This is a genomic window from Pseudoalteromonas sp. NCIMB 1079, assembly GCF_040567695.1.
GTDB classification, from domain to species: domain Bacteria; phylum Pseudomonadota; class Gammaproteobacteria; order Enterobacterales; family Alteromonadaceae; genus Pseudoalteromonas; species Pseudoalteromonas distincta.
Genome location: NZ_JBEWZA010000001.1, coordinates 2559846 through 2582284 on the forward strand (window position 1 = coordinate 2559846; position 22439 = coordinate 2582284).

General features: G+C 41.8%; 25 protein-coding genes. All 25 read right to left on the reverse strand.

Annotated elements, in window-relative coordinates:
• Positions 1-29: 29 nt before the first annotated feature.
• The gene (locus ABX891_RS11725; RefSeq protein WP_354629563.1) at positions 30-4169 is read right to left on the reverse strand and encodes a phage tail tip fiber protein; all 4140 of its coding nucleotides are present in this window, start codon (positions 4167-4169) and stop codon (positions 30-32) included.
• The gene (locus ABX891_RS11730) at positions 4169-5779 is read right to left on the reverse strand and encodes a hypothetical protein (protein ID WP_354629564.1); all 1611 of its coding nucleotides are present in this window, start codon (positions 5777-5779) and stop codon (positions 4169-4171) included. The genes ABX891_RS11725 and ABX891_RS11730 overlap by 1 nt, the downstream gene beginning before the upstream one ends.
• A gap of 50 nt (positions 5780-5829) precedes the next feature.
• A complete protein-coding gene (locus ABX891_RS11735; RefSeq protein ID WP_354629565.1) occupies positions 5830-6240 on the reverse strand; it encodes a YiiX/YebB-like N1pC/P60 family cysteine hydrolase in 411 nt (136 codons plus the stop codon).
• A gap of 1 nt (position 6241) precedes the next feature.
• Complete coding sequence (locus tag ABX891_RS11740) at positions 6242-6934, reverse strand: DUF4376 domain-containing protein (protein ID WP_354629566.1); 693 nt, start codon at positions 6932-6934, stop codon at positions 6242-6244.
• The gene (locus ABX891_RS11745) at positions 6934-8001 is read right to left on the reverse strand and encodes a hypothetical protein (protein WP_354629567.1); all 1068 of its coding nucleotides are present in this window, start codon (positions 7999-8001) and stop codon (positions 6934-6936) included. The genes ABX891_RS11740 and ABX891_RS11745 overlap by 1 nt, the downstream gene beginning before the upstream one ends.
• Before the next feature lies 1 nt (position 8002).
• Positions 8003-8656: a phage adaptor protein gene (locus tag ABX891_RS11750; RefSeq protein ID WP_354629568.1), complete on the reverse strand. Its 654-nt coding sequence runs from the start codon at positions 8654-8656 to the stop codon at positions 8003-8005.
• Complete coding sequence (locus tag ABX891_RS11755; protein ID WP_354629569.1) at positions 8656-9216, reverse strand: hypothetical protein; 561 nt, start codon at positions 9214-9216, stop codon at positions 8656-8658. The genes ABX891_RS11750 and ABX891_RS11755 overlap by 1 nt, the downstream gene beginning before the upstream one ends.
• Positions 9217-9218: 2 nt before the next feature.
• Complete coding sequence (locus tag ABX891_RS11760) at positions 9219-9674, reverse strand: hypothetical protein (RefSeq protein WP_354629570.1); 456 nt, start codon at positions 9672-9674, stop codon at positions 9219-9221.
• 65 nt (positions 9675-9739) lie between these two features.
• Positions 9740-10120, reverse strand: coding sequence for a hypothetical protein (locus ABX891_RS11765; protein ID WP_354629571.1), 381 nt, complete (start codon positions 10118-10120; stop codon positions 9740-9742).
• A 58-nt stretch (positions 10121-10178) separates the two neighbouring features.
• Positions 10179-11393, reverse strand: coding sequence for a N4-gp56 family major capsid protein (locus ABX891_RS11770; RefSeq protein ID WP_354629572.1), 1215 nt, complete (start codon positions 11391-11393; stop codon positions 10179-10181).
• Between the two features lie 9 nt (positions 11394-11402).
• Positions 11403-12497 carry a hypothetical protein gene (locus ABX891_RS11775; protein ID WP_354629573.1) on the reverse strand — a complete coding sequence of 365 codons (1095 nt, stop codon included), beginning with the start codon at positions 12495-12497 and terminating at the stop codon, positions 11403-11405.
• 67 nt (positions 12498-12564) lie between these two features.
• A complete protein-coding gene (locus ABX891_RS11780; RefSeq protein WP_354629574.1) occupies positions 12565-12765 on the reverse strand; it encodes a crAss001_48 related protein in 201 nt (66 codons plus the stop codon).
• Complete coding sequence (locus ABX891_RS11785) at positions 12762-13160, reverse strand: RyR domain-containing protein (protein WP_354629575.1); 399 nt, start codon at positions 13158-13160, stop codon at positions 12762-12764. Before ABX891_RS11785 ends, ABX891_RS11780 begins: the two co-directional genes overlap by 4 nt.
• A gap of 2 nt (positions 13161-13162) precedes the next feature.
• Positions 13163-15259: a portal protein gene (locus ABX891_RS11790; protein ID WP_354629576.1), complete on the reverse strand. Its 2097-nt coding sequence runs from the start codon at positions 15257-15259 to the stop codon at positions 13163-13165.
• Positions 15260-15262: 3 nt separating this feature from the next.
• Positions 15263-16996: a terminase large subunit gene (locus ABX891_RS11795; protein ID WP_354629577.1), complete on the reverse strand. Its 1734-nt coding sequence runs from the start codon at positions 16994-16996 to the stop codon at positions 15263-15265.
• Positions 16996-17709, reverse strand: a complete 714-nt coding sequence (locus ABX891_RS11800; RefSeq protein WP_354629578.1) for a hypothetical protein — start codon at positions 17707-17709, stop codon at positions 16996-16998. Before ABX891_RS11800 ends, ABX891_RS11795 begins: the two co-directional genes overlap by 1 nt.
• Entirely contained in the window at positions 17709-18050 is a 342-nt protein-coding gene (locus ABX891_RS11805; protein ID WP_182734388.1) for a phage holin family protein, read from the reverse strand. Before ABX891_RS11805 ends, ABX891_RS11800 begins: the two co-directional genes overlap by 1 nt.
• Positions 18043-18546 carry a hypothetical protein gene (locus tag ABX891_RS11810; protein ID WP_354629579.1) on the reverse strand — a complete coding sequence of 168 codons (504 nt, stop codon included), beginning with the start codon at positions 18544-18546 and terminating at the stop codon, positions 18043-18045. Before ABX891_RS11810 ends, ABX891_RS11805 begins: the two co-directional genes overlap by 8 nt.
• Positions 18543-18968, reverse strand: a complete 426-nt coding sequence (locus tag ABX891_RS11815; RefSeq protein WP_354629580.1) for a DUF5675 family protein — start codon at positions 18966-18968, stop codon at positions 18543-18545. Before ABX891_RS11815 ends, ABX891_RS11810 begins: the two co-directional genes overlap by 4 nt.
• Before the next feature lie 65 nt (positions 18969-19033).
• Positions 19034-19588, reverse strand: coding sequence for a hypothetical protein (locus ABX891_RS11820; RefSeq protein ID WP_354629581.1), 555 nt, complete (start codon positions 19586-19588; stop codon positions 19034-19036).
• 146 nt (positions 19589-19734) lie between these two features.
• Complete coding sequence (locus ABX891_RS11825; protein ID WP_182734380.1) at positions 19735-20019, reverse strand: hypothetical protein; 285 nt, start codon at positions 20017-20019, stop codon at positions 19735-19737.
• Positions 20020-20070: 51 nt separating this feature from the next.
• A complete protein-coding gene (locus ABX891_RS11830; RefSeq protein WP_182734378.1) occupies positions 20071-20451 on the reverse strand; it encodes a LexA family protein in 381 nt (126 codons plus the stop codon).
• 8 nt (positions 20452-20459) lie between these two features.
• Positions 20460-21200, reverse strand: coding sequence for a hypothetical protein (locus ABX891_RS11835; RefSeq protein WP_182734374.1), 741 nt, complete (start codon positions 21198-21200; stop codon positions 20460-20462).
• Positions 21200-21382, reverse strand: coding sequence for a hypothetical protein (locus ABX891_RS11840; protein ID WP_354629582.1), 183 nt, complete (start codon positions 21380-21382; stop codon positions 21200-21202). The genes ABX891_RS11835 and ABX891_RS11840 overlap by 1 nt, the downstream gene beginning before the upstream one ends.
• Positions 21383-21688: 306 nt before the next feature.
• Positions 21689-22177, reverse strand: a complete 489-nt coding sequence (locus tag ABX891_RS11845; protein ID WP_354629583.1) for a hypothetical protein — start codon at positions 22175-22177, stop codon at positions 21689-21691.
• Between the last annotated feature and the right edge of the window lie 262 nt (positions 22178-22439).

Here is a 22439-nt window from a genome sequence, read left to right on the forward strand (position 1 = left end):
ATATTAACCTATATTGGGGGGTTTATCCATTATGAAATTGTAGAGCCGTCCTTAAAAGCGGCGCATATTGCTGTTCCATTTATGTAAGTATCATTACTTCCGCTAGCAAACTTGACGGTGAATGTTCTTGATGTGTTCGCCGGTAGCGTTGTTACAAAGGCGGGGAGTACAGACGACAAGAACCCATCACCACGGCCTGACCATGTGCTTGAGCCCACTGCGGATGATGATCCACTTGCGTAAAGTGACGCGGTAACTTGGAATGTTGATGATGAATCATAGCCTTGCCCGTTAGCTTGCAGTCCTGATATAACAATGTTTCTTGCAAAAGGTAGAGCAGATACGGTGAATGTCACAACAGTATCGTTTGTGTCGGTGCTATATACGGAGCTTATTTCTTTTGCTTTCGCGTCATATACATCACCATCTATATTTTGGGCATATACAGTGCCGTAAAAGCTCGCGTTATTACCAAACAACTGATTTATGTACGCCTGATCTATTTGAGCTGAACCTATGGCACCATTGGCAATATACGTAGTTACATTAGAACTCAAAATTTTACTAAGCCCCGCGAACGGCCCTGCATCGGGTATATCTGAAATATACGGTTTGTTATTTTCGTCAAAAGATTTAATCCATCCAGTCCATGCTTCATTCCCATCTGAACGCCTTTTGTATGTTCCGGTGTCACTATAGAAATACTGGGTTATTCTTCCTCCTGAATCTGTAGTCCAGCCAACAATTGTTTTTAATGTGCCATACACACCGCCGCCGGGCGCGCCGATCTGAGACCGTTGTTTTAACTCGGTAAATTCACCTACACCTTTTACCGTTCGGTACCAATTGGGCGTGTGATTTTCGTATCGCGTATCTTCAATGCTTATGCCAAGCGCTTTATTTTGCGCTGTTACATCAGCGTTACTTGCTGGTTTCCCGCTACCCGAAACCCTGTCCCATATAACAGCGCCGGTAGATGACATAACAACAGTGCCGCTACTGTCCTTTATTGTTACTGATTCCAAAGTTGCGCTTTTGGCAAGCATGTTTCCGTTCGGGTCAATTGAAAAGTTACCGCTTCGGGCGCCGTTGCTTGGATTGTAGTTAATTGACGGTGTTGTAAGTCTTGAGCCAACCAGTAATCTATTGGCAAGTAAATCATCAGTAACTAGGCTTTTAATAAATGCCTCATCAATAATGGCGGTATTAATCACGGTTTTGCCGTCTGACACAGCAAATACAGGTGTTAAGTTGGTAGGATCTTGATCCGTAATAACCGCAAGCTTAGCGCCTTTAACTGCGAATATAGGTTCAACACCATCATTAACTAGGCCGACACTCGTTGTTAGTTTGTTTACAGTTGATTTAACCCCCCACAACGCGCTGTACTCACCCTTATTAGTGGCGACTGTCTCGCTTACTGTTTGTAAAGAGGAACGAACCCCGCCCACCTCTGATAGCAATGTCTCAGAAGCCGTTGCTATTGCCTGATCTGATTCCGTTTTTGTTGTGTAGTTGCTAATAAGAAGCGCGCCAATACTATCACCTTCAGGATCTTCGATAAGTGACCTGAGTACGTTAGTTGCCGAACTTATTGCGCTTTCTGTATCCGTTTTTGTGTAATAGTTAAGCTGCAAATCAGCGCCAATGCTATCACCTTCGGGATCTTCAATAGTTGCACGTAGCGCAGTATCAGCACTAGCTATTGCCTCGCCTACCTTTGCGCTAGTTAAGTAGTTATTCAAAAGATCAGCTGAAACGCCAGCAATATCACTATCTAGCTTTTCTATTAGCTCTGCGGTTGTCTCGGTATTGCTAGCAAATACTGTTTGTAACTCATAAAGTGTTGAGTTATTTTCGCCAAGCGCGGCATTCAAAACAGTTAATGACTCAGCAAAAGCGCTTTGCTCATCTGCAAAAACATTTTGCCTTTGTATTATATCTGCCTCTGATATGGTCCTTCTTTCTTGCTCCAAGTCGTTAGCTAAAGCGTTTTCTATTACGGCTATAGCGCTTGTTTCATACTCGGCCCTTAATTGCTGGTTTGTTGAAGCGCTTGATTGCTCCGCGTCTACTTTAGTTTCATACTCATTAAATAGGGTAGCCCCAATACTATTACCCTGCGGATCTTCTATCTCACTTTTTAATACTGTGGTCGCTTGGCTTATCGCTAGGTTAGTCTCTACAGTAGTTAAAAAATTATCATAAATATCAGAGGTAGCCCCTTCTATTGCGCTTTGTAGCGTGCTTGTTGCTTGGCTTATGGCGCTTTCTGTATCGACTTTAGTTAAATAATTAACCTCAAGAAATGTCTTGTTTTCATCTACCTTTGTATTTAATTGTAAAATGTCACTTGCTGTTGAACTGGTCGCGTCAGAGAATGCCGCGCTTAACTGCGTTAATTTTGATTCGCTTTCGAGAAAATTTGTTTCAATAACCGTGATTGATTGCGCTAACGCCTCTGTTTGGCTGGTTGTAGCCTCTTGAGTCCTTAGTATGCTGGCGGTAACAATTCTTTGTTGGTCTGCCTGCTGATCATTAGCTAGCGCGTTTTCAATAACAGCTTTTGCTAACGGTTCACTAGCAAGCTCGACTTCACTGCTAACCTGAAATATAGCCCTAGATACAGCCTCATCTACGCTTGCCTTTGTGCTGTATTCGTGAAATAGCGTAGCGCCTATGCTGTTACCCATAGGATCTTCAATTTCTGACTTTAGCAATTGAGCAGATGATGCTATTGCGTTATTGGCATCTACTTTGGTGTAGTAATCTTGCGTGAGTGTCGCGCTTACTTCTTCGTCTATCGTTGTTTTAAGCTGTGTTGTTGCTTGGCTAATTGCTGAATTAGTTTCTACAGTGGTGCTATAGTCTTGCTTTATAAGTGCGCCTAAGCTCTCCCCGTCTGGATCTTCTATCTCGCTTTTTAACTGTAGGCCATAAGCTGATATTGCATTGTCTGTAGCAGTTGATGTGTAGTAATCGTTAAATAGCGTAGCGCCTACGCTGTCGCCTTCGGGGTTTTCAATGGCCGATTTAAGTGTTGAGGTAGCGGCTGCAATGACTTCATCGGCTGTTGCTTTGGTGTAATAGGTATTTGCAATGTCGCCACTTAACGCGGTTCCATTTTCCTCTATCATTACCTGTATAGTTTCTGCGGCGGCTGCTATCGCTTCGTTTGCTTCTGACTTTGTTAAAAACTCAGCTTCAATCCTTGCATTAACGTTACCTAATGTTGACTCAAACTCATAGAGCTTAACTGCGTTAGCTTCCCAATTAAGATCGCCTATAAGTGCGCTTTCGATTAACTGCCTAGCTAATGAATCTGTATCAAAATCTAAAGCGGCTACCCTGTCTATAGCATCCTCAGCATCTTGCTTTGCCTGCTCCGTAATAACATCAAGGCTTTCTATGCGCTCTTGTATGCTTGGAATATCAATTAAATGCTGGTCAACATCGGCTCGCAACTCGTCTATGTCTAAATCAAAATTATCTATATCTACTTTTAATGCTGGTATTTCATTAAAAGCAACATCTTCAATTAGGTATTCCAGCCCTGGTATTTTATCAACTGCGGTAGATAAAAAAATGCTTAAATGAGACTTCTCAATAAGCCCACCAATTTCACCAAGTATTAGCTCCGCTGACTTTTGTGTCTTTGCAAAGATACCCGCCGCGCCTTGTGTTGGGCCTTTCATATCAGCAACATTTACAAAGCGAACCCAGTAATAATACTCAGCCCCCATATTTACAGAGTCGCTAAATATATCTGCTACTTCGGTTGCTATAAGCGCTGCGCTGTCAAATGAATTTGTCTCACTGCGCCATATTTCAGCGTAGGCATGACCTCTGTAAGTTGGATGATCCCAGCTAACGGCAATAAATGTAAAGCCCCCTGTAGCACTTAGATTTACAGGTGCGTGCGGCCTTTCAACCCCTCCGGTGGTTATGGGTAAGCCACCGTCATTATTGCCACCTCTTGCGCTACTTATCAATGCGTTACGCTTCATATCATCTAGGTTAACTAGATCACTAACCAATAGCGCCCGATTGTCGCCTTTACCGCGTTGCCCTGTTAATATCTCAATGCTTTCGGCCATGGCGCTATCAGCCGGCTTTTGCTTTCCTTGCCGGACGATACCAGGGAAAACGCCTTTTTTTAATTTTGCCATTAAGCAGCAACCTCGCGCATAGTTGTGGCAATAGAAACGCTGTGGATCGTTCCTTTCCCGTATGCCTCAAATGACCATGAGTTACCGCGTGTAGGCGGTAACCTAAATGCTGTCTTAGGTATATTGCCGGGTTCTAAGTGCAATACCTCTGCTTCATCGGCGTAAATTCTCAGCCCTGAAAGCTCTGTATTAACACCTTTGACCATTGCGCACGCAAAGCTTAGGTCGTTAGCTGAAAACTCCTTAGAGCGCCATATGTAGCTCATAAGCTCCGAACCTTCATTGAACTTACTAACTGAACCGTTTTCACATAGATAAAGAGCATCGTCTTCTAGGCTGTTATAGGCGCAATTTGCCGCCAATGTAAAATGCCTAAAGTCACCATTAGCAGGATCAAACATAAAACCTTTATTTAAGTTTTCACCGTAAAAAGCAAGATAACGCCCCTCTTGGTGATAAGCCTCAATAGTGCTTGGCTCATATTCTTGCCATTGCTCACGCGTAATAACTTGATTGGTTAGCATAGTTAAGCCGCCGCTTGTTAATCCTATTAAACCATCAGGACTAGCGTAGATAAGCGTGCCATTTACAATGACTGCAGATCTAGCGCTTGTGCACGATTGGTTAGACTCTAATTTTTGGCCGGCCATTGAGTCAGGCGTTATGCCGCTAAATAAATATGGATAGCCTTTAGTTAACACAGCTAGCGTATTGCCAAGTGCGGCAACGGTTACTATTTCATGCTCAGTCGTTAGCTGATAAGCGCTAGGCCAAGCATAAGGAAGGTACGACTCACTAAAACAAACAGTGCTATCAAAAAATCCTGCCAATATACCGTTTGCCATAGACGTTAAGCCTTTCATGTTTTCGTTTGGCATTTCATAGTCGTAGGTATCAAGGGATGAACCTAGCTCGTCCGTTGGAATGTTATCCACAAATTGGTTTTGTGATATTGGTATCTCTGCCACAAATAAATAATCAGCAATGCCCCCGCCGGTCGCTGTTCTGTATATTCTGCGGTGTGTTATATTTGACGCGTTTACATTTGGCGGTGATAAAGCAAGCGTTACGTATGTGCCTTCTTCGTCAGGGTATCTAATATCAATGCGCTGTGAAGCTTCCCCTGGTGGCCCTTCTTCGCCCTGCTCGGTTAAAAATGTGTGCGTGTAATAGCGCGTTTCATCATCGTTAGGATCTATCTCATCGGTTGCCGCATCGGTAACAACAGCTATTATTGCTATCTCTGGCGCTTGAACGCCAAGGCGGTAAGCGCTAGCAGGCATATTGGAGCCGCTAAAAATAGCGTTGTTAGTTACTTTAGGGTAGCCATCGCCTGTAAAGTAAACACGCTGCCAAGGATCGTCAGCAATTGGGCTTGCAACAGCGTTAACCACTTTGTCCCAAGCAAACCAATATTCATTTAAGTGCTGGTAAATTGTTTTGGCGTTTGGAATTAGAGATATATCGGTAAGTGCTGGGAGTTTTAAAGGTGAAAGGTTGCCATTATCAAAATGACAACCGTATGATTTAGAGGATGATTCATTAGGTAGTAAACGAGGATCGACTTTAGGCCGTTCACCGGCAAAAGTTTTAACGGATATTGCAGGCATAGGAATCGCTTATTTGAAATTACGGTTAATTTTAAGTGACTTTGTTTTTATTACTCAATAGGAAGGCTAAGTGAGTAGCATCTTTGCGGGGTGAATCGACCTACAAAATCTAGGTTTACATAATCAAGACAGTAAGCGACAAGCTCAGAACAAAACCACTTTTCAGGATCGTTCCATGCGCTAAAGTAATGACCAATAGCGCCACCAAAATCATATTTGTGACCCAATAGCTCATTGGCATCTGTAGACTCGCCATTCATAATGCGGATCTCATGGTTTGGGTAATCTAGCTTGAATTTATCTAACGGCTCTTTTATCACGCCCTTTCTAGCCTTTGCGTGAATAACGTAGTCAATACCCTGTTCTTTTACTATCACGCCGCAATGGTGCCACTGTGACCAAGTGACTAATTTTATCAATAAACTAAACGGCATGTTGTTTGTGCAAAATATCACGCGCATATTAAGCACTCCAATCTAAGTTGTTGATAAAGTCTTTTATGCTAGCTTCATCGCTTAGTGCGTCCAGCGCATCTTTAAAATGGCGCGCCTTGTAAACTAAAAACTTTTTGCGGTTAGCAATAGCAATGCCTAGGCCTTTCATATCCTCAGCTGACATTTCAACTTCTTCATTTTCACGCGTTAGCCAAAGAGTGTCTGTTTCAGTTACTACGGCACCCATAATATCGCCTTTTGATATTGAGTCGGCCTGGAATATATGATCACCATATTCAATATCTGAATTGTTTAGTCTATCGCGTGTCGAATTAATCGTTCCTTTTGCTGTAAGCTTTAGTTCGTCTACCAAGTGAGAATTATCAACGACTACCTTGCCTTGAGCTATCATAGATTGAAACTTGGCCCAAATATCAACTATTTCAGTTTCGTACTTTGGTTGTTCTTCGTAAACAGGCTCGAATAACGGCAGTCCATCGTCATCTAGCTTATTGTAGCCCTCGCTGTCTAAAGCCAATTGCTCACCTACTTTCACTTGTTCTGCGCCATTTTGAACTTGAATATCTCTGCTCATGCCTTCACGTAAAAAGCCACTGTGAATGGACACACCATCATTATAAGACCATCCAACTGAGCCATCTTCGTTTTGCTTGTATTTATCGACTAACAAAAAGTCTTTTTCATCTATGAATCTTAACATTAGAAGTTCGCCTTAATAGTTGCACCACCCGCATCAGCGGATATTATGTAGTTTAGAGTTCTATCGAAAGCACCAGAAAAAGAGACGACTAGGTTTTTTGGTGATGAGATTGAGTCTATTGTTGGTGTTAACCCACTAAAAACGGTTTGACCATTGGATATGTCTATAATGCTAAATGTGCCAGTCGCGGTTATGCTGGTAGGTGATGTAAACGAGCTTGTAGGTAAATCAACTAGTAATTTAATACCACCCCTAACGTAAGCAGACTTGACATCACCTTGGGAGAACGTAAAGTCATTTAAGTTGGTGTTTTTGCTACTGTACAATTCCTGCCACGGGCGCCAAGAGCCAGAAACCTTGGCTCTATAAAACATTGTTTCGCTTGATGTGCTTATGGCTACCATTACACCACCAGTACCAATTGGTATAAATGAAAACGCCCCAAACGTATTAGCAAAAGGGGTGTTCAATGTGGTGTTTGTGTAATAACCAGAAAGAGCAGCACTTACTAGGTCTAAATCCTCACCAGCAAAAGATATGCCGACCGTAGTGCCAACCCCGAAGTCGCCAACTTTTAGCGCCCTACCAGGGGTGGTGTCTGTTGGGCTGGTTGTTAAGTCTGCTGTTGCAGCAGTTCCAGTTAGGGCTTGTATCTTATTGACCGTTTTAACAACATGCGCAATTCCATGACTATCAGTGAGCGTTGTTGTATCATCATCTGACGTTAACCAATTACGTAATTCATCTAAAAACAATTGCTTTTGGTTAAACTGCACCGCTATTTGACCTGCAATACGTGTAAGTATGGTTCCCGAAGTGTTTCTTAATATTGCATATTCAACATCGCTCGCTGTTGAGCCTTCAAAGCCACGATCAAGTGTAATACTTGTGTCACTATTAACGGCTATGACTTCATACCAAGTTTTTGCATCAATTGTGAACGCGTCACCAATGGCGATAGCAATAAAATCGTTTTGCCAATTGCTACCAACACCTACAATTGCTGCGTTATTATTTTTTACGCTTACTGTTCCTACGCGATACCACGCGCCTGCGCTTGCTGTCATGTTAGTTTCCTTTCTCTTGCGCCATCATTGCAACGTCTGCTTGGCTTTTCTCGCCTAACTGACTTCTAAATGCGTTCATGTGCATTTGGCTCTTATTTGGGTTGGCTGCATATTCAGCATCTTTCATGTATGAACGGTATAAAATCCATTCAATGATTGCGTTTACGTACACATCATCAAGCGCAATTACTTCGCCTGAGTCATTGGAGGCGGTATCAATAGCCGGTGGCGCTTTAGAGTAAACAAGGGTTAGGTTAATATCAGCAACAACGCCAGGGTAAACGTAAAATGTTTTAGGGTTTCGCTCGTCATAAATGTAAAGCTCTACCTCTACCGCTGTTTTACCTGCGTACCACGTATCGTAGTTATCATCCAATACTTGTCGGTTGTATGGACCACGAATAGCCTTACCGGATTCATTGCGAGGAATATCAATAAGCTTTAAGGCATCCGCTGGGAGCGATTGCTTAACACCTTCAACACACGCAAAGTCGTCAATATCCACGGTATAAGAGTCAGGCCGGCGCAGTACAATGGCGCGCTGTGCGTCATTTAAGTAATTCAATAGCTCGTCTTTAGGCCAGCGAGTGAAGCCCGGATCGTTTAACAACTTATTTACGCGCTGTAAGATTTCGTTTGATGTAATAATAGCCATTAGTAAAACACTCTTTGTTGTGTAGGTCTTTGCTCGTCTAGTGCTTCGATAGCAACTTGAAAAGCATCGCGGTAGCCATCGGTAAAACGGCGTTTAAAGTAATCAGACTTTGCCAGATCAGTCCATGCAGTATTAGGCATCATCAACAAAGTTGACGCGGCACCATCTGCGATAGCATCTGCCCACCGGTTAACTATCGTGTTATCCGCTTCAAAGTCATTAGGTAGCAGGAATTGCGGGGCAATATGGTAAAACACACGCACTTTAGGCGATGTGCTGATCACGGTTACAGTGCCATTTGGCGATACCAAGTAGTCATCTGAGCTTTTTAGCTCGTTACCATTGGCATCTAAAACAAAATCAACACTTACAAATACGTGATCACTATCAATGCTAAGCTCCCCGCTTTGCCCTTTCTCAATTTCTTGAGTGCGAGCTAAAAAACGAGACTCATAACAAAACTTTTGATAGGCGCGACCTAGCTGGTCTCTCGCCATCTGATCAAGAACGCCCCCGCAGCGTTCGCGAACTAACGGGATCAAGCTAGATAATTGCGCCATGACTATTCGCCCTGGTCTGTATCTTCGTCAGCAACAGAAGCGCGGAACGCATCACGTACTTTTTTGCAGTATGCTGGTACTGGCTTTTTAGCGCCTTCAATAGTTAAGTCGTGCGCTTCAACGAATGTACTAAGTTGATTTGAGCTGTACTTGCCTAAGTCAATTTCTTCGCCATCAACGGTGATTAACATACTTGCATCAAGCGCTTCTTGCTTTTCAGCTTCTTCGCGTGCAATGCGTTCTTTTTCGGCCTGTTCTTCTAAGAACTTTTGACGCTCGACAAAGGCTTTAGCATCTTTTTCAGCAACCCAAACTTGGTTAAAGTCTAAGAATCGTTGAACAAGCTCAGACGGTACAGCCGTTGGCTCGCCTTGCTTGAAAATAGTACGGGTATTACATACGGTGTCTTTTTTAAAAGGCTTCTTACCGATATAAACGATATTTGTTGTATTGCTCATGGATATTCCCCAATAAAAAAGCCCCGCAATTAGCGAGGCTTTATTTAAACGTGTACCGAAAAGGCTTAGTAACCTTTGTAGCGGTACTCTAGTTGAAGTACAACTTCTCCGGTTGCCGCAGAAGAACCCGTATTTTTAACAGCTAAGTCGCTTGGACCTTCATCACCAATATAAACAGGCTTGATAAATTCGCCTGCATTACCAGCGCTAGCAGTATTAAAAGCGGCTAAGTCCTTTTCACCACCTGAATGATCAACAACCTGAACTGTTAGTTCAGTGTCAGTACCTAGCGCATCGTTAATAATACGAACGCCAGTGATTTGAGTACCAATAGGCAAGCCATCTGAAGCAATATCTGTAGCCTCAACGGCTAGGGCAGCAAGTGAAATCGTTGCTACGTGTAGCGATAGGTTACCAGCGGCACCTTTATAAAATGTTTCTTTCATAATTTTATCCAATTACTAAAAATTAAAGTGAAAGCCGGATTGCTCCGGCATAAAGGGCTTACTGTAGAGATACAGCCGTATCAATTACCATCGTTCCGTAATCGTTTACGCGACCTGTTTTGTCAGAGAAGCGTACTTTCTTACAACCATTCATCCATACGATAGCTGTTTCGTTCGCATTGCCGTGGTCGGTTTTCTCTGTAGTCATAGAGAAGTGCGAGCCTGAATCAGACTTACCGTAAGCATTCGCAAGCGCTTGACCACCAAGAAGGATTGCACGATCGATAGTTGTACCCGCTTCAACAATTTTAGTTGTCGCCAGTTTATCGTTGTTCGATACAGTCACTTTATCACCTGCATAGAAACGTACAGGTTTCTTGTATAGACGAACAAGAATGTTGCGCCACATGATCACATCACCTTTAAATACCGGGTGATTAAAACCTTGGCCGCGTTTAATAGCGCGTGATTGTAGCTCTTGTAACTTTTTATCAGTCGCAGAAGCCCAAAGGTCACGCCATTGGCGCGGTGTTACGAATAACAAGAAGAACGGCGACTCGTTAGCCATTTGGTCAGCTTCAAAGCTAATGTGCTTCATTGGGTTAGCTTGTTCTTCTAAGATAAGCGCTAAATCGTCCAGCTTTTCAAGCGTCATAATATCCGCAGCATCAATCGCTTCAAAGCTTGTCGCATCACCGCCAAACTGGTGACGGTCATACGTTGGAGCCGTAACGTCATTAACCATGATTTCTTTAAATTCTTCATGATCTTCAAGTGGGATAATAATATCGTCCGGTGCAAAAGAACCACGCGCACCGGCCAGGTGGTACATAGCAACTTCATCTTTCAGATCGTTGTAGTAGTTACCTAATAGTGTTTTAGCAGTGCTAAGCAGGTTATGCTTAGTACGCTTTTGCGACATTTTACCACCGCTATCAACCATCTTACGGCCTTGGTCAATGCGCAATTCAAATACTGTTTTGCTTAAGCTCTCGCCTCGGCCTTCCAGTTTTTTATCGCCCATTGTTGGTAAGCCGCTTAGGTTGTGGAATAAATCCATTTCAACCGCATCACCGGCTTGGCTTTGCAAGTCGTTAATCATAACCACTGGCGCGCCCTTTTCACTTTGCTTTTTGCCGTGGGCCATATCAGCTTTAGCCGATTTTGGTGCAGAGCCGGTTAGCATGTTCACGAACGTATTTTGACGGCGTGTATGTGTAAACAGGGCAGCACCAAACGCTTTAGCCGCTTGTGCTTTTGTAATTGTGCTCATTTTAATTTCCTAGAGAAAATCTGACGCGCTCTCAAGCATCGCTTCAATTTGCGCTTCGGTCATACCTTCCATTTCTGCTGTGATAGTCGCAGCATCTTTGTCTAGTAAGTTTGCATTAGCGCTCAGATCGCTGGCTTGTGAGCCTACGTCAGTGGGTGTATTTGGGATTGGTGCAGAGTTTGCATTGCTTGGCTTAGGCTTGTGCTGTTCACCAAAGGCGCTTTGTACGCGCTTTTCAACTTCTTTAAATCGCTCTGCTACAGATTTGTTTGCAAACGATGGGTCTTTTGCGAGCTTGTCATCAATAACCTTTGCCATATCCCACTTATCAACGTCACTTTCCATCCACTGTTTTAAGTGCTGTGAATTAGAAAACGCGTCTTGCACTTCATTTTGTGAAGGTGGTTGTTGTGGTGCTGGCTGGTTTTTGGTGCCGTATTGCTGAATTTGGTTAGCAAGTTCACTAACTAATTCGCCTAGCTCCGGGTATTCGTCCTTTATGCGTTCCATTAGCTCAGGATCTTTAAGCATTTCACCTGGTAGTTTGCGTGGATCTATTCCAGCCTCTTTTAACTGGCTGCTGTGTAGCTCTGCCACACGCTTAGATTCTGCAAACTGACTTTCAAGCTCCGCTTTTTCGCTGGCTAGTCTTTCACGTTCGGCTTCGGCTGCTGCTGCGCGTTCTCGCGTTTGCACAAGTACGTCATACGGTAAACTGTGCTGACCGTTCTTGCTGCTTACGTCCGTTGCTTTTACGTAATACTCGCCATCGATTTCAACAAAACCTTCTGGTGCTTCACCTTCTTTGGTTGACGACTCCCCTTCTACGTCTGTTTTAGCTGGTGTTTCGCTTACTTCCTGCTTTGGCTCTGCCGCTGGTGCTTCTTGTTTGATTTCTACTACAGGCTCTTTTTCGCCATCTTCGCCACCAAATAATGTGTCACCATCAATATCAAGACCAGCTAGTGCCGCCTCGATTTCTTCATCAGTGCCATTTGCTAATATCTCGTCTAGTTCGTCCACTTTATTACCCCATCGACCATTTAACGTATGGTTACGAAAATTAAAATTTAGGCGTATCGCTGCCCTTGCGAGTTTGTGCATCGCACAAAAAAGCCGCCTTGAGTTAACAAAGCGGCTTCATTTCTGCGTAGTACGTGTTTTATGCGGCCTATTGATTGGCCCATATTCTGCTTGCTAGCGTTTCGGCGTAAGCCTCCATAAATCCAGCCTGTTTAATCATTCTCGCCTGCTCCAAATCATCAAGCGTTTTAAATATCTCATTGCTATGAATGAAAGTGTTAAGTGCTTTTATCTTAACGGTTAGCTCTTTGTGTTCGTCTTTCATTCTTTCTACGTGGTTATTGCTCATTTATCTTGCTCCGCGTGAATGGCTTGCTTGACTACGCTATGAAATAGCGCATCTTTGACTTGCTGTTTTTCTGGCAAGTGGTGAAATGGCTTTAAGTGCTCATGCGTTTTGTTTTTGATTGAGCGTTTAGGTCCATACTTCCAGCCGGCAACAATCATTTTTGCCACCCATGCGTCATGCCATGCTTTAGCGTCAGCATCGATGTTGATAATTAAAAACGCCACATGCTCAATAACACCGTCTTTTTCTGGTTTCTCTAGCTCATGCCAATGCTTTAATGGCTCACGTATTACCGCTGTGTAAGCTTGATTAACTTCGTGACACATTTTTGCAATGGCTTGTATTTGTTCAATGTGACCTTCTGGTATGTGGTCTATGCTCTCTAGCTGCTTCATTGCTACACCTGTATTGCGTCTAGTTGCTGTTGAATGTTTGCTTGTACGTTTGATTTCATCGCCGCTATTTCAGCATTGCTTCTGCGTACTTCACTTAAAATCTTTTCAGTTTCAGCTATCAACTTGTCGTCTTTAACTTCTTCTGTTTCAGTTTTCTTCTGTAATTCGATGATCTTAACTTTTAGCTGTTCCCGCTCAAGAGTTAGCTTTTCAAGGTTGCCTTGAATTTCTTGCATTTGTAGTTGCTCCATAGCCTGTGCTTTTTCAGCTTGGGCTTGTGCTTGTGCAAGTTCTTCTTCGCTCATATCTTCTTGAGGCTTAGGAATGTTTAACGCCTGGCGTAGAGTCGCTAAAAATTCTTCTTTGTTTGGTAGGTCCATTAGTTCAACGAACATAGGCATTGTTGCTGCTTGTGCTTCTGGCGGTATTTGCGCCATTACATTGCTTAATAGCGTTGCTTGCTGCTGGCGATACGTTGGCGTAGCTTTAACCGGCGCCAATGCTAAGTGACCTTTCCAGCGTGCAACATCGTTATTGCGCTTGCCATTTTCGTTAGGCTGATTAAGTACAATTTGCTTGCGCTTGGCCTTGTCATCACGATTAACAGTTACCTGCACGTTGTTTTGAGGTTTTAACGCTTCGATAATGTAAGCAAGTAGTAAGTCGCCTACTCTGTTACGTGAAAAGTGGAAGTTATCGTTTAATTCAGCAAGTGTTGTAGTGCCTTGCTCAACCAAGTTAGAAATAGCAACACCGCTTGTTGCGTTACTATCTTGCCCTAGCATTGAATTATAAACGCCGGCTGTATCTTGGATTAACTTCATATCGTTTTGCATGAGGTTAAATTGCTGCGCTGCTATGCCTACATCGTTTTGAATGCTTAACGCGTCAGAGGCTTTTATCTTGTTTTTACGCTCAGGGTTTAGCGGTATATAGCCGTCCGGCTTTTCAACTTCTTCTTTTAATCGTGAGTTGCTTAGCTGTGTAGCATCTTCGTCAGCAACAATTCTGCGTGCTTGCAGTAGATAGTTAAGGCGTATAACACGCGCATTAATACCGTCTTGCGCTGGCACCATTCGACTAATAAGGCCGTAAGGCTCGCCACTTGCATCTTTTTGGTAGCCAATAAAAGGTATTAAGTTATACATTCCGCCTGGCGCTTCACTAGGTCTATCAATAATACGATGAGGGCCAACAAACCATGCTTCACGAACATTAGGGAAAGAAGCGTACTCAAGTTGTACTTTACCGCTTTTCACTGCCGCTTGGTGTATCTGGTTGTTTTTATCGTACTCAATAATACGCCCGTCACTCATTTTGATAACGTGTGCACGCTTCCATACTTTGTAGTAGATAACCTGCAGTAATACGCGGTTACGAGTTTGGTCTAGCCACTCGCTTTGTCCGCGTGTCCAACTTTGACTGTCGTGCCATGCTGAATGTAACGCGTGTTCTTCTGTGTGCTCTTTATCAACTGTATTGTAAAAATCTTCCCACAAATTAACTGAGTTTTTTAAAATCTCTTTGTGATCAGGGAAAGTTGCAAGCGCTTCGTCCAGATCCATCCATTTTTTACGCAGCATCCAACGTGCATCGCTGCGATCTGCCTCTTGTGCGTTCCAATCCCACCACACTTCGCGGCGGTGAATAAACTTAACACGATAAGGTGCGGCAAAAGGAATAGGGTTTTTTGTTACTTCTACCCAGCCAATGCCGGCTTTTAATTGACTAGCATACGCATCTGAACAAGCGCGATCAGCATGAGATAAACGCCAAGCGTCCTTAAACTTCTCATTTAGGCCTTTTGCTAGTTCTTCGCCGTTTTCATCATCGGCCACAATCATTAAATCAGAGCGTGAGCGAGCTTCTAAACCAAGCACGCCATCAATAGTAGGCCCAATCATGTTGTGCACTATTTCTGGCTGACCTCTGCGTCTAAGTACCGCTCTTATATCCTCAGACAATTGATCGCCATCATAATAAGCGCAAGCCTTAGTTGCTGCTGTGCGCCAATCTGGTTGACTATCTATGTCGCCTAGTAGCGTTAACAGCTTATCTAGCGTAAAGCCGTCTTTATTTGATTTTACGTGATCAGCCATTTGTTATCGTGCCATCCAATGATTAGGGTTATGTGGTGCAGGTGTATTATCTTTAATTAGTCGCTTAGGCATTCTTACTCGCATTTCTTGTGCAATTGCATAACTCATTACTTGGTCATCAAAGCCGCCTGGTTGCGCGCCCATTCGACCTTTTTTGTCGTAAACAAACGTATTGAGCTCGTTAACTGTGCCGCGCCAAACAATGCCGTCTTTATCGTGAGTAAGCAGTTCATCAAGTCCACTCGTTAAAATTGGCTTTGATTGTGCGCTTGTATGCCAGCCTACCTTGCGTGTTTCTTCGTCCGTATCTTCACGATCAATGTGTTCTTCCGTGTAAATCCGGCTGGTTGGGTAAATCTCAACAAGCTCTTGAAGTGTTGCATGACCGTGATTGTTTCGCTCAATGCCGATATAGGCCTTGTTATACATAAGTCCGATATGCTTGTTTATGTGTGCAAACCGCTTAGGGTCTATATGACCGAACCAATGTGCTACCTGTCGCCCGTCCGATCTGGCAACAACGTCTAATGAGCTTCTATCTCCGTGTTCAAGTCCTTCTGCTACGTCACTTCCTATGGCGTAATCTTCGTTTTCGTCCGGCAATTCCCACACAAGAAGGTAACCAAGTGTTGATTGAGCCAGCGTATCGCCACCTTTGGCGCTTAAGTTAACCTTGCCGTTCATTTTTTTACGCTTGCCGGTGTATGGCTCAAGATCATAAACAAGTAATGGCTTAACGCATCTACCTTCAACGCGCATCAAATCTTCGCTATCAAACACTTTGCGGCCTGATGTTAAGAATGCCTCCATCGGTGTAGATGGGTATTCCTGCTTCATTTTTCCTTTTTGGTTGCGTTCCTTGCCTATGTACCAACTAATTTGCTCGTCTGTGAGCGTTACGCCGTTAGCTTTTTCAACCGCTTTGAAGTATTTGGCTTTTTCCTTTGATAGCTTTAAACCGCTTGGTGGTACTGCGGCTACATACTTAGGATCATCAAACCAAGGATAAAAATGAAATTTAAAGTCCTGCTGACCTAAATCTATACCTGACGCTAATAGTTCCATCGCATCGACTGACATATCAAAGAAATTGCCGCTTGCGCCTTCTGCTGTTGACTCTATAAAAATATAAGAATCTTCATGTACCGCATTCAGTGAGCCCGATTGAACCTCGTCTGCTCGTAATGGGTAGTTAGCGCATATTTTGCCGTATTCAGATACATGCAAAACCTGCAGTGTTCCCGAACGGAAAGAAACAGCAACTCGAATCCATGAATCATTATTAAACTTAATGCCGGTGCCAGTTTTACTTTTAACTGAGCGCTTACCTGTTTTTAACCAACTTGGTAGTCGCTCGTAGGGATACAATATCTTTGATGAGAATATTGCCCCCGCTTCGTCCTTGCCCTGGGCGATTACCCCGCACTGCCTGTTGTCGTTAAACATGGCATGATCCAGGATAAAAACTTGTATTGCTGTACTAAACCCCAATTGACGCGCTTTTAAGATGATGTTTAAAAACCACATCGTCATAAACAACACGGTTTGCGCTATACGACAACGAAATAAAACTTCACGGCCTTTCTCGTCCGCAATGATGTATAAGTTGTTTATTCGCCACCACCAACAATCAAGGTATGGCTCGCAACGCTCTAATAGCTCAACTTCGTCTAGTTCAAAGCGTTCTTCTGGTGTTAACCAGGTGCTTTTAGGGTATTTAGCTAGTTTGGGTTGCATTACTGACTAACCACGGTATCTAAACCGCCTGTGCGCTTATCAATGAAATCATCAAGCTTACTAGTGCCGCCAGCTTCTTTGCGTGCTTTAGCTGCTTCATGCTCTGAAATTTCTGCTTGATATTTGCCGCGCTTGGTTGCGTTAACCAGCGCTTGTGTTTGTTGTTTAATGCGTGACGTTTCAGCAATCAACTTGCCGCGTGCCAACGTATCTGTTTCAAGGCTAGACAGCGTTTTAATTATCGACTCAACGCGCTGAACGTTCCTATCAAGTGCATTCTCAGCCTTAAACATTGACTCATAGAGCCGCGTTCTTGCTTCGTTATTAGTGTCGGGATCATCTAATAGCTTTTGAATACCATGAATAGCATCCATTACTAAATGAATGCGTGATCTACAGAGGTCTAGCTCATCCTCTAATGATGTGGCTTCAACGAGTTCGTTAATATCGTTATTGAAATACTTTGTGTATCCGCCATGCTTAACTAAATGCAGATTTCTACTGCCGGGCTTAACACCCGGCTTTTGCTTTCCTTCCTTAGTTTTACGCTCTTTAGCTTTTGGTATGTTTTTTAAATTAGCTTTAGGTAGCTTTATGTAACGCCTAGCAGTGGCGTAGTTAATCCCATTAGATTCGCAAAAGTCACGTGGTCCAATACCGGTTAGCTCATGCTCGTTTAGAAATAGCTCGCTTAAATCGTCCCATTTTGACACTACTTGTCACCGTTACCGCCCTTGATGCCAATGCGCTGTTGAAAATAGCGCTCTAGCAAAAAGATTGACCTACCACCCATGTGCCCTGATATACCTGCAGTAGCAGCTGTAATAGTGGCTGACATGCCCATTTCCTGACATATCAATACTGTAATTATTCCTGCAAAGCCGCTAACAGCCCATTCACCTATAAGTTCAACAACGCTAAAAGGTAATTTATCGCTTTTTCTACGATTAATGTAATTCACTGTACCACCCCAAATGGCAAGCAATAGAAACCAAACGTAACCAAGGCCCAAGTCAATCAAACCCTTTAATATTGGCCCTGTTTCGTTAGGCATTGTCTTTTTCCTTAACTGTCTTGGCTTTTATCATGCGCTCAATAAGCGGTGTTACGTTTTTAATTGCTCTCTCACCAAACAAAAATCCAAGCACAAGTAAATTGATTATATAAAGAGCACCTTCCTGCTGTTCGCTTAATGCCCCCCAACTGCCACTGAAAACTTTAAAGTCCATGTACAGAGTTGCATAACCCCAAATAGGGCGCTGACAACCGCGTAAAAAAAGCATTAAGGGACCAAGTAACGGCACTGCTTTTAAATCTTTAGCAGTACCTTCCAGTTCAGCAATGCGATTGTTAAAAATCGTTTGCTCCTGGATAACTAACTCTTGAACTTTTAATGCATTTTCATCAACCGAAGTTTTGATACGTAAATCTAATTCAGCCTTTTCCTGCTCGCTCATGCTTGGTGGGTAATAATCCTTAACAGCCTGAACAACTGACGAACCCAAGCCGCCACTAAAAAAATCAACGGCTTTAGTTAATATATTGCTCATGCGTTTACTATCTCCAATGTTGCAGGCTTACCATCAAGCAAAATCATTAGCTCATTGAATGCGCCAGCACTATTTAAAACTGCCCACTCATCGCCAACAGTGCCAAGGCCTTTTCCTGGTGCAATGCAGCCTGCCAATTCGGTTGCTTTGTTTGCAACATGAATAAGAATGTGTGTGCGTAATGACGGTCCGTAGATAGTTACGCCTAAACTTTGTTGCTGTAGCGCGTAGCACATTCCATGCTTTGGACTTTCGTGAGGCACTAGCTCATAGATTCCACAAGGAACACAGGAAACGGAAGGTTTATTGTTATTCCACTCGCGTTCGACTGTGTAACAAATAAACTCATCACCTACATACAACTCACCAAACGTGCCAAATATACCGTTAGGAGTTGGAAAGCGTTTAAGTACAAGTTTCATAGCTGGCCTTTTGTTTCACGCATAAAAAAGCCCGCTAAAAGCGGGCGTGTTAAATAGGAGTATTTCTATTGAAAGCCTAATAAAAACTTTTCTTCGAATTCATGTTTCTGGATTGAAGTAAACTGTATGATGAATTCTGATTTTTTCAACATATCATGTACTTTAATGTACTGAAGTTGATCTTTTGCTTTAAGGCTTAAAACCTCATGCTCTTTACTTGCTGCTAATACTGCAGGATGACTATACCTAGTTTCCATATTCCCGCAATGCGCAACTAATAAATTTAGAAAGCCTGCTAATGAATATTTATCATTGTCTATCAAAATGTCAACATTGAAATTGAGTGCCGGGCCAGTTCCATGATTATTAACAAAAATAGCATATGTATAATTATTGCTATGTCCAGATTCATACTTATTGATTATCGGCGTAATCGAATTTAAATACTGAGCATTATTCGACTTGAACCCAAAGTAGGCAAATGAAAAAGTGATAAGTGTTGCTGTAAGAGCTATTAGATCACTTAGCTTCACTTCAAAAGTAAAGCTTTGCCCTATAATAACCCCAGCAAAAATACATAAGATAACGGCAACAAAGGTTATAAAATCTATTTTCTGCATACTATCCCTTTAATTAACTGAAGGATAAATAGTAGCATGGTAATTTTAACTAAAGAATATAGACACAAAAAAAATCCGCTCAGTCATAAACTAAGCGGATTTCTTCAATATGGGAAATAGTATATCAGTATTGGGGGGGTTGCAAGTTAATCATCCCACCTTGGTTTTGATATATGACAATGATTAATCCAATTAAACAATTGAGCTAAACGTGCTTCCGCTTCTTCGTAATCTATTTTCCCTAAATCAATAGACTCCCATATACTTAATAAAACATCGGGAGCTTGCTCTGGTAGGTATGTATAAAAGTTACTACGTAACATTTTAAATAACTCATCACCATCAGGGCTAGCGTCTTTGTTGTCCCATATAGATCCAGTTCCACCAATTCCCCAGCCACAAAGCACAAACCCTAATTCCACGGTTTGCATACTGTCTCTATTCTCATTCCAAACTTCTACTTTAAACAACATAGCTTTACCTTAAATAGTATTTTTTATACTTCCTCGATGCATGCGCACAGAGCTGGCTACAACACCTTCTAAAGTGAATTCGTCACCACCTTTGAGTACGTAAGGTTCGTATTCATCACTTGCAGACAGTAATTGATTGTTTTTAAGGTCTGCTACTTTGCAAACATACTGACCGTTTAGTACAGCAACTATTACGTCACCAGGCTCAACGTTCAAGCTTCTATCAATCAAAAGCACATCACCATCAAATATACCTACACCTTCCATTGAGCGGCCGCTAGCTATACCGTAAAAAGTAGCATCTTTATTCTTTTCGATTAAGCCTGATACGCCGCTAGGTAAGTCGGTGTAGTTATTCAACTTGTTCAAGTTACTAATTATTAGAGCCATACTTTCCTCTAATCATCTCTATTAAATAAAACATCTAAAAAATCATCAAACTGTTCATATTTTTTAAAAGATTCAGGTTCAATCAATTTAGGTAAACTTCTTTCTGTGCCAAGAAGTGACTTGGATATAATTGCAAACCTCTTATTAAAATTATCATGGAAGTTGACTGTGACTTTTCTTAGGTCATGAAGTTTTTCTTGCAAAATTAAAGCCTTGGACCTTTCAAAATGTATACTTATAATTAAAATGTCTTTTTCTAAAGCATCTATAGTAAGTATGACCTTTTGATAATCTTGCTCTGCCCTTGCCATTGCTTTCGATTTAGCTGCTAGTTGAGATCTTAGCTTATCAATAGCCTTATTTAACTCAATCTTATTTCCACTATGCTTTTCATATAACTCAGCTTCTGTTAAATTTGAATCTTTAATTTCATCTAGGTAAATAAATGTTTTAACTTGTAAATCCCTTGCATCTAAGTAATGGGAGTACAAGTGAACAAATTTTCCAATAACCTCTGAAGCTTGGTCAAACTCCCTTTCAACCTTCCATGATTTACCTGCAAACCAAGCCGCAATGAATAGCAAAGAAGTCGCTAAAGATATTAAAAACGTGAAAGCAGCAATGGCTACATCACTAAATGACCCCCATGAACCAGTAGGAACAAAAGCGTCATACAAAAATAGAAGTAAAAAAAGAATCAATACGTAAACAAACGATACACATTTAACCCAAGAACCTAACTTTTCCACTACTCTTCGCCCTCTATTTTATCAGCCAAACCCCTAAGCTTATAAGCAAGCGTTACCTTTGTGTCATTTTTATTGAAATATGCTTCGAGATGTTCTGAATTAGTGTCTATGCGCAGTGTAAAATGACAATGTTCGCCACACCCTACAGGCTGAACTTCTATGTTGGTGAGTTTATCTTGCATGGTTATATCCTTACTTCATGCTCTATTCTGTATAAGCGAATCGCTAGAATTTATATTCTTCATTTTTATATCATAAACTTAGCGGTAATTATTCTAATAAACCGATTATATTGGCATCGTCATAGAAAAAGTTAGCCTAAAGTTAAGTTTACTATTTTCGCAGTTAATCAGAGCTATGACATTCAGTTTTTCATTTGAGGACATTGAACGTAAAAAATTAAATGTTTTCCGTAGAGGTGGTGTTTTATGGGAAACGCCAAAAGTTATAAATTAACTATTGACGCCATAATCTCTGCTAGATTATTTTTAAAAAGTTAGCGTATTTTGAAATGTGACAACGCAAGAAGTAGCTAATGGTTTAAGAAACATAGGAACTTTGCCTTTGTTTTGCAACACTATGTAGTCACCTGTTTCTGCCACAAAATTAAACTCTTTCATTTCACTTGCATATGCAGTGCATGATTTTAAAGAAGTAATCATAGATGTTTTGGTAACATAACATTTAGAGTCCTTTACTCTGTATTCAGCCTCTAAATAAACAGTGTCTCCTTTTGAACCATATATACCAGTGAGCTTTAATGAATCACTTTTAGTTTCATCAAATTGATCTGTAAAAACTCTTATATCAGTACCCGAAGCAAATTGAAACGTGGTTTTTATTGCTGTATCGCAACCATAAAACCCTTTTGAATTTGCTTGCTTTAAAGCAAAAGCAGTAAAATCAGGGTTTCCATTTGCCATAGCATTACTTGAAAGAATAAGTGAACAAATAATAAATCCTACTCTAATTTTCATATACTACCTTTTATCTCCATATTTTGATTGATAATCTAACGAGCCTGTAGAATAACTTGTTTTTATTGATGAACCATAGCTGAATTCTTATTTTGGTTCAACCTATTACTGTACTGTTATGCAGAATATAAAAAGGGTTTACTGTTGTTTTAATTGGCGTTTTTTAAGATGTTACGGGTACTTCAGTGGCTTTATTTTAGGTTAAAAGGGCTTCCCCTTAATGCATCGTGTTTTGCAGCTTTTCTATATTATTAACAAGGCA